This is a genomic window from Nitratidesulfovibrio liaohensis (assembly GCF_011682075.1).
In the GTDB taxonomy this organism is placed as follows: Bacteria; Desulfobacterota; Desulfovibrionia; order Desulfovibrionales; family Desulfovibrionaceae; genus Cupidesulfovibrio; species Cupidesulfovibrio liaohensis.
In genome coordinates this window covers 1-2,675 of the sequence record NZ_VSMK01000385.1, presented here as the reverse complement: position 1 = coordinate 2,675, position 2,675 = coordinate 1, and the positions used below count along the sequence as shown (strand labels likewise).

At 67.7% G+C, this 2,675-nt stretch carries 3 protein-coding genes; all 3 read left to right on the top strand.

All coding sequences use genetic code 11. The annotated features are described in order from the left end of the window. Window positions 1-1,212, top strand: a 1,212-nt coding sequence (gene murD / locus FVW27_RS12690) for a UDP-N-acetylmuramoyl-L-alanine--D-glutamate ligase (protein WP_167125659.1), incomplete at its 5' end; no start/stop codon positions are given. After that, window positions 1,209-2,393 carry a putative lipid II flippase FtsW gene (gene ftsW, locus FVW27_RS12685; RefSeq protein WP_167125658.1) on the top strand — a complete coding sequence of 395 codons (1,185 nt, stop codon included), beginning with the start codon at window positions 1,209-1,211 and terminating at the stop codon, window positions 2,391-2,393. The genes murD and ftsW, both read left to right, overlap by 4 nt. 52 nt (window positions 2,394-2,445) lie before the next feature. Continuing rightward, window positions 2,446-2,675 (top strand): glycosyltransferase (locus FVW27_RS12680; RefSeq protein WP_208294770.1); only part of this gene is annotated, 230 nt, incomplete at its 3' end.

Here is a 2,675-nt window from a genome sequence, read left to right as displayed (position 1 = left end):
CTGGAACGCAACGCCGACGGGGTGCCCGCCGACTTTGTGCGCTGGGCCGCGGAAGCCGGGGTGGAAATTGCCACCGGCGACCATGCGCCGTCGCAGTTCGAGGGCGCCCGGGCCGTGGTGCCCAGCCCCGGCATGGCCGTGGCAAAGCTGCGCCCGCTGTTGCCGCAGGGGCCGGACGCTCCGGAGATCATGGCAGAAATGGAGCTTGCCTGGCGGCAGTTGGACGACGAGCCGGTACTGGCCGTCACCGGAACCAGCGGCAAGACCACCACGGTTTCGCTGTGCGCCGCCATGCTGCGCGCGCAGGGGCTTTCCGTGTTCCTCGGCGGCAACATCGGCACCCCCCTCAGCGAGTACGTGTTGTCCGTAGCGCATGGTGGGGCGGACGGGCAGGGCAGGGCCGACGTGCTGGTCATCGAGATTTCCAGCTTCCAGTTGCAGGCCTGCACCACCTTTCGCCCGCGCGTGGCCATGCTGCTGAACATCAGCGAGAACCACCTCGACTATCACGCCGACATGGCGGAATACATCGACGCCAAGTTCCGGCTGTTCCGCTGCATGGAGGAAGGCGACCTGGCCATCTTCGGCCAGGGCGTGCGCGACCTTGTTGCCGCGCGTGACCTGAAGCCCCGCACGCTGTTCTTCGACGCGGCGGCGCGGCGTTTCCCGCGCACCTGCCTGCTGGGCGGGCACAACCAGGCCAACATCGAGGCCGCATGGCAGGCCTGCCGCGAGTTCGGCGTGACGCCGGAGGCGGCGGAAAAGGCCGTGGCGGACTTCGCACCGCTGGAACACCGGCTGGAGGCCGTGGCCGAGCGCAACGGCGTACTGTGGGTGAACGATTCCAAGTGCACCACGGTGGAAGCCCTGCGCGTGGCCCTGCAAGCCTTTGACCGGCCCGTGGTGCTGATGGTGGGCGGCAAGTTCAAGGGGGGCGACCTTGTGTCCCTGCTGCCGCTCATGCACGGGCGGGTGCGGGCCGTGGTGGGCTTTGGCGCCAGCCGCGAACATTTCGAGGGGGCCTGGATGGGGCAGGGCGATTTTTCCATGTCCTGGCATCCCGCGCTGGAGCCCGCCGTTGCCGAGGCTGCCGCACAGGCCCGTCCGGGTGACGCGGTGCTGATGGCCCCGGCCACCTCCAGTTTCGACCTTTTCGCCAACTACAAGGAGCGCGGCCACGCTTTTCGCCGCGCGGTGGAGGCCCTGCCATGAGGTTCGGCGCGAACGCGGACGCCCATCCCTCCGCCGCACTGGCGGACCTGCGGCACGGCGGCAGCTTCGGCGGCATCGCCCATGGCGACCACGGCCAGCAGAACGGCATGGACTGGTGGCTGTTCGCCATCGCCCTGACCCTTCTGGGCATCGGTCTGCTGATGGTGCTGTCCGCCAGCGGCATCGTGGCCGAGCGCTTCAACGCGGACAAGTACTACTTTTTCAAGCGCCAGCTGATCTTTGCCTGCGTGGGCGGGGTTGCCATGTTCACCGCTGCGGTGATGCCCCGCAACGTATTGTACAAATTGCAGTATCCCATCCTGTTCGGGGTGCTGGTCATGCTCGTCCTGGTGCTGACGCCGCTGGGCAACAAGGTCAACGGCGCGCGCCGGTGGATCCAGGTGGGGCCGGTGGCCGTGCAGCCCATGGAATTCACCAAGATCGCCCTGGCCCTGTACCTGGCCTACTTCATGAGCACCAAGCAGGACATCATCAAGACCTTCAGCCGGGGGGTCATACCGCCGTTCGCGGTGACCGGGGTGTTCTGCGTGCTGCTGCTGCGCCAGCCCGACTTCGGCGGGGCGGCGGTGCTGGCCATGATCCTGTTCTTCATGTGCCTGGTGGGCGGCACGCGGTTCTTCTACCTGGCCGTGTCCGGCGCTGCGGCAGTGGCCGGGGCCATCATGCTGGTGGTGCATTCGCCGTACCGGTTCCGCCGGTTCACCGCCTTTCTCGACCCCTTCGCCGACGCGCAGGATTCCGGCTACCAGCTGGTGCAGTCGCTGTTCGCGCTGGGGTCGGGCGGCATCACCGGCGTGGGCATCGGCGCCAGCCGCCAGAAGCTGTTCTACCTGCCGGAAGCGCACAACGACTTCATCATCGCCGTGCTGGGCGAGGAACTGGGTTTCATCGGCATGTCGCTGGTCTTCGTGCTGATGGGCATGCTGTTCTGGCGAAGCTTTCGCATCGCCGCCCGGCAGGAAGACCTGCGCGACCGGTTCACCGCCTTCGGGGTGACCCTGGTGCTGCTGCTGGGCGCCGTTCTGAACATGGCGGTGGTCATGGGTGTGGCACCCCCCAAGGGCGTGCCCATGCCCTTCCTGAGTTATGGGGGCAGCAGCCTGCTGACCACATTGACCTGCGTGGGGCTGCTGCTGAACTATTCGCGGACGGCACGCTGACGGCGTGCCTTCGCGCTTTTTCGCCACCGATCAAGATACCGGAGGAAACACCATGCGCCGCGTCATCCTCACCACGGGCGGAACCGGGGGGCACATCTTCCCGGCGCTGGCGGTGGCCGAGGAGATATCCCGCCGTTACCCCAAGGCCCGCATCCTGTTCCTGGGCGGACAGTACGGGCCGGAAGCCGACCTTGCGGCCCGCGCCGGGCTCGAGTATGTGGGCCTGCCGGTGCGCGGGGTGATGGGGCGCGGTTTGCGCGCGCTGGCTGCCGCCGGGGCCAT

Excerpts from the sequence above, each read along its gene's own strand:
- ftsW (WP_167125658.1), top strand. The coding sequence starts at position 1,209 with ATGAGGTTCGGCGCGAACGCGGACGCCCATCCCTCCGCCGCACTGGCG.